The following is a 5,427-nucleotide window of genomic DNA, read 5'->3' on the forward strand; positions in this document are numbered from 1 at the left end:
TCGGAATCGCCAACCGCCACGCCATCGGCCTGGACTCGATCACCTGGGGCTGCGATTACCCGCGCGCCGACACGAGCTGGCCGCGCTCGCCCGAGCTTCTCGAAGCCCGGCTCGCCGGCCTGCCCGACGCCGAGATCGACCAGATCACGCACGCAAACGCGCTGCGCCACTTCCGCCTCGACCCGTTCGCGCAGATCCCGCGCGAGAAGTGCCGCGTCGGCGCGCTTCGCGCACAGGCGCGCGACGTCGAAATGTCGCTCGCGATCAAGAGCCGCAAGCCGCCGAGCGCCGACCGCACGAAGCCCGTCACGTCCGCCGACGTCGTGCGCCAGCTCGCGAGCGCGTCGGCCGCCGCGCTGGAGTGAATCGTTCCGGGCTGTCCGGAGGCCCGTTTGGTTGAGCCCGGCCTGCTCGGGAAGAGCTGGGCGACCACGGCTGGCGTCTTGTGATTTCGATATCCAACGGCCGGATCGAGCTTGGACTCGAAGAGCGACAAATCCCGCACTTGAATGGCGCGCGCGGGATCCTCTGGCCGCGCCTGAGCCGCGCAGCGTGGCCTTGCTCTCCGCGACGCCGCCGCGGTCGCTGCCCGCCAGTCTCCTGGAGCCCGGGGCGACTCACTATGAAGCGCTGCGCGATTCCGATGCAGCTGCGGCGGCCCGTCGCCAGGCGCCGAGACGCAGGTAGTAGCGGCGCAGCAGGAACACCTGACCCGCCACGCCGAGGAACGCGATCGGAATCACCGCGCCGAGTGGCGCGCCGTGCGCGACCAGAAGCGCCGCGGCGAGACACCCCGCGATGTGGCCCAGGTCCCAGCCGCCCTCGGCCGCGACGTGGAAGCGCAGCGCGCAGGGAGAGGCCTTGGCCAGGTTGTAGACCGGCGTCATCTGCGCCGGCACCACCAGGCAGCTCGCGAGCGCGCCGAGCGCGTTGGCGCCGACCGCGAGCCACGGCGTGCCGACGCTCCAGGCGCGCGCGAGCAGCGTGAGCGAGACCGCCGAGAACGCGATCGCCACCGCCTGGCGGCCGTTTCCCGCGTCGATGTGTCGGCCCAGGAACAGGCTGGTCAGCGCGCCGACCGTCGCCGCGAGCGCCACCGCGCCGCCGTACGCTGCGACGCTCCGGTCGAGCGAGAGGAACAGCGCGATCTGCCACACGAGCACGTAGCAGACCGCGAACCAGCCGTCGGCGGCGAACAGACCGACACCGGGAAGTGACGCGCGCAGCGCCCCCGGAGCCGTGCTCGGCACGCGGACGTTCGGCGTCGCCACCAGCGGAAGCGCCGCCAGCGCCTGCACCAGCCCGGCCGCCGCGAAAGTCGGCCGCGCGCCCAAGCCGAGCAGCGCCCACGCGCCGATCAGCGGCGCGACGATGCCGATCAGCGCGGAGAGCGCGACGCCAGCGCCGAGCTGGTGACCGCGGTGCTCGGCATCGCCGAGCAGCGCGAAGTACGCGTGGTACGAGGTCCAGTACAGCGTCTCGCCCAGGCCGGAGACCAGGCAGAACACGAGCAGCGCCGGCTCGACGCCGTGCACCTCGGCCAGCAGCGGGTACTGAAGCGCGGCCAGCAGCGTGCCGCCGATCACCAGCGGCTTCAGGCCGCGCCCGGACGCGCGCACCACCAGCGGGCGGATCGCGAAGCGCGTGGTGCAGATCAGCGCCATCGCGCAGAGCGTCGCGGGCACCGACACGCCCGCGCGCAGCAGGTAGACCAGGACGAACGCGCCGCCCATGCCCGAAGCCAGGGCATGGATGCCGGAGTGCAGATTGATCCAGTTGACCGCGCGATTGCGCAGGAACGCCAAGGGTGGTCGCCTCGAGTCTGGAGCAGGGTCGAGCGCCGGCCGCTGTTCAGGCGGGCGGGAATTCTTTCCCGTCGCGCGGGGAAGCGCAAGGAAAGAGTCTCGAGCCGCGGGTCAGGCGATGCGCAGCGTGAACACGGCGTGCTCGGGCGGTCGACAGGGGAGCAGGACCGCGTCGCCCTCGCGGCGCAGCGCTCCCCTGTGGCCGAGCAGCTGCACGCCCCCCGGCGGCAGGCCGTCGATGCGGACGCGCTCGCTCGCGGTGCGCCCACACACGATCGCGTAGGCCGCGCCGTCGGCGCCGGACGTGAGTCGCACGGGCGTGCCGTCGTCTGTCGCCAGCCGGCCGAGCGGGTGCGGCCGGCTGCCGTAGATCGCGTCGCCGTTCACGGCCAGCCACTCACCGAGCGCGAGCACGCGCGACGCCTGCATCCACGGCACCTCCCCACCCGGCATGGGACCGATGTTGAGCAGCAGGTTGCCGCCGTCGGCCACCGTATCGACCAGCAGCCGCACTAGATCGTGCACGGCGATGCAGCGGTCTTCGGTCTCGTCGGCCACGTACCCGAAGCTGGCCCCGATGCCGCGACACACCTCGAACTGGCGTCCTGCCGGCGCACCGCCCGAGGAGTACTCCACCGTGCGGAAGTCGGCGTGCATCGCGCCCTGTACGACGCCGATCAGGTCGAAGCGGTCGTTCACCACGCCATCGGGGTTCGCGGCGTGGAACTCGTCCACCAGCGGCGTCGCGGCGCTCGCGCCGCCGGGATACCCGATGTCGTTCCACAGAACGTCGGGCGCGTAGCGGCGCAAGAGCTCCCGGTAGTGCGCGTCCGCGTACGCGCGGTACGCATCGCTCTGCGGGATCGCGCGGAACAGCTTGTGCCAGCCGTCGATCCCCAGACCGCCGAAGGTCCAGTCGAGCCCACCGGAGTAGTACGTGCCGAAGCGCAGCCCCGCCCGCCGGGCCGCGGCGGCGCACTCGCCCACCAGATCGCGCGACGACGACCACGCCGCGCCCCGGTGCGGGTTCGGAACGTCGGACGGCCACAGCAGCACGCCGTCGTGGTGCTTGGTGACCATCACGCAGTAGCGCGCGCCCGACCTGCGCATCAGCCGTTCCCAGCGCACCGGATCCCAGCCCTGCGCGGCATCGAGGAACCGCTCGACGAACACCCCGTAATCGCAGCCGTTCCACACTCGCTCGTGATGCTGCGCGGCGGGCGAGCCGGGAATGCTCGCCGAGTTCCAGTACCACTCCGCGTACGGTGTGCGAGCGAACGCCGCATGCTCGCCGTCCTCGCGCGCGAGCGCGAACGGGTCCTTGCCCAGCGGCGCGAACGCAGGCACGGACCCGACCGTCCAGTGGACGAACAGCCCGAACTTCGCGTCGCGGTACCACCGCGGCAGCTCACGTCCCACGACGACCTCCGTCATGCGCCGTTTCGAGCGCGTCCGCGCTCACGCTCGCAGCGCGGCCTTGATCGCCGCGATGCCGCCTCGGTAGATGCCCTCGATCATGCGCAGGACGTCGGGCTCCGGGGCGCCGGCGGGGTCGAAGGTGCCGATCCAGTCGATCGTCGTTCGCTTGCCGCCGTCGGCGCGGAGCTTCACGCTGCCGACGTAGTCGGCGACGGGCAGGTCGCGCGGGCCGATGATCGCGTAGCTGAAGCTGCGGTCGGCGTCGTCGAACTGTACCAGGCGCTCGCGGATCGGATTGCCCTGCGCGAGCGCGATCGTGCGCACGGCGCCGACGCCCTCGCCTTCCACCGTGCAGCTCTTGACCATCCCGCCGCCCCACTTTCCCACCCCGCCGAAGTCGCGGAAGTAGCTCCAGACCGCGTCGATCGGGGCGTCGAACGCGTCGCGAACGTGAACCTTGGCCATGCTCTAACCTCCTGTCTTCGCCGTGTCGTGCGTGACGAGAATCCCGCTCGAGCGGAGCGCCGCGATCTTCGCGTCGTCCCAGCCGAGCAGCTCGTGGAGCAACTCGGGACCGTGCTCGCCGGGGAGCGGCGCGGGCCCGCGGATCTCGTTTCGCGACGACGAGAAGCGCGCGGGCGGGCGCACCACCGGGCGCCTGCCGCCGCGGCGGTCGTCGACGCGCGTGAGCAGCTCTCGCTCGCGCGCGAGCTCGCTCGAGAGCGCCTCGCGCGGCGTCACGACCGGCGCGCAGGCGAGCTTCGCGCGCGTGAGCTTCTCGAGCAGACCGTCGAGCGTCGGCTGCCGCGCCATCCAGGCGGCGATCGCGGCCTGTCGCTTTCGCGAACGGGTCTCGAGGTCGGGCTCCGCGGTGGCGGGATCTTCGAGCTCGCTCGCGTACATCCGCGAGAGCGTGACCCAGACGTGCGACTCCGCGCCGGCGATCGCCACGAAGCCATGCGCCCCGGCCGGGTAGACCGGATTCATGCTTCGGTCGTCCGGCGGGTCGAGCAGCACGTTTCCCGACTCACTGTGACTGGCGAGCGTGGCGTCGAACATCGCGACCTCGACGTGCTCGCCGACGCCGGTGGCCTCGGACACGCGGAGCGCCGCGAGCAGCGCCACCGCCCCGTGCAGGCCGGAGAGCACGTCCGCAAACGCGTTTCGCGGCTGCGCCGGCGCTTGCCCGAGCTGGCCGCGATCGCGAAGCAGCCCGGTCGCGGCGTGCACGATCGGCGCATACGCGCGCCGGTCGCGCAGCTTCGAGTCGGAGCCGAAGCCGTTGATCGAGAGCAGGACCGCGCGCGGGTTCTCGGCATGGAGCCGCTCCCAGCCCAGCCCCAGCCGTTCGAGGACTCCCGGGCGGAAGTTCTCGATCACCGCGTCGCAGACGCGCGCGAGCGCGAGCAGGACGTCGGAGGCGCCGGGCTTGCCCAGGTCGAGCGCGATCGAGCGCTTGCCCACGTTCGTGAACGTGAACATCCACGACCCCCCGCGATCGTGCTTGGGCGCGATCTCGCGCGACTCGTCGCCAGTGGGCGGCTCGAGCTTGATCACCTCGGCGCCCATGTCGCGGAAGAGGCGCCCGACGTACGGGCCGGCGATCACGCGCGAGAGGTCGAGCACGCGCACGCCCGAGAGCGGACCAGCCGCGAAGTCCGACATCGACGTCAAGATCGGCCGATCCTACCAGAAGCCGCGCGCTCCCCGTGGCTTCCGACCGGCATTCTCTGGTAGCGTGCGCGGAACACGGAGCGGGATCGATGTCGGCCGAGCAGGTGCGAATGGGCGTGATGAAGCTGATCGGGATCCGCACCAGCGGATCGCGCGAGGAGCTGGCCACGCGGGTGCCGAAGGCGTGGCGCGAGCTCGCGAGCCGCCTCGGCGAGATCGAGAACGTGGTCGACCCGGGCGTGTTCTTCGGCGTCGTGCCCGAGGCCGACCACCACAAGCTCGAGGGCCAGGGCAGCTACACGTATCTGTGCTGCGCGCGCGTGCGCAGCGGCCGCAGCGTTCCGAAGGGGATGGAGTCGCTGATCGTCCCCGCGCAGCGCTACGCACAGGTGACGGTGCGCGGTGGTACCGCGGAGCTCACCAAGGCCACCCTGGAGCTGGCGCGCTTCTTCGCCCAGAACGCGGTCACGCCCAACAAGAAGGCGTTCGGCCTGGAGCGCTTCGACGAGAAGCGCCAGAGCGTGCTCGC

General features: G+C 71.8%; 5 protein-coding genes. 1 reads left to right on the forward strand and 4 read right to left on the reverse strand.

Features of this window, described 5'->3' with window-relative positions; genetic code table 11:
• Positions 1-620 precede the first annotated feature (620 nt).
• The 4 genes from FJ108_17795 to FJ108_17810 form a co-directional block, all read right to left on the reverse strand.
• Positions 621-1,805: an MFS transporter gene (locus tag FJ108_17795; protein MBM4337744.1), complete on the reverse strand. Its 1,185-nt coding sequence runs from the start codon at positions 1,803-1,805 to the stop codon at positions 621-623.
• A gap of 111 nt (positions 1,806-1,916) precedes the next feature.
• Positions 1,917-3,239, reverse strand: coding sequence for an alpha-L-fucosidase (locus FJ108_17800; protein MBM4337745.1), 1,323 nt, complete (start codon positions 3,237-3,239; stop codon positions 1,917-1,919).
• A 24-nt stretch (positions 3,240-3,263) separates the two neighbouring features.
• Positions 3,264-3,689, reverse strand: coding sequence for an SRPBCC family protein (locus FJ108_17805; GenBank protein ID MBM4337746.1), 426 nt, complete (start codon positions 3,687-3,689; stop codon positions 3,264-3,266).
• A 3-nt stretch (positions 3,690-3,692) separates the two neighbouring features.
• On the reverse strand, positions 3,693-4,898 hold the full coding sequence (locus FJ108_17810) for a CoA transferase (protein MBM4337747.1): 1,206 nt from the start codon (positions 4,896-4,898) through the stop codon (positions 3,693-3,695).
• Between the two features lie 89 nt (positions 4,899-4,987).
• Between FJ108_17810 and FJ108_17815 the strand changes: the two genes are divergently transcribed.
• On the forward strand, positions 4,988-5,427 hold a 440-nt coding region (locus tag FJ108_17815; protein MBM4337748.1), incomplete at its 3' end, for a GyrI-like domain-containing protein.

This window comes from Deltaproteobacteria bacterium, from assembly GCA_016875225.1.
GTDB lineage: Bacteria > Myxococcota_A > UBA9160 > SZUA-336 > SZUA-336 > VGRW01.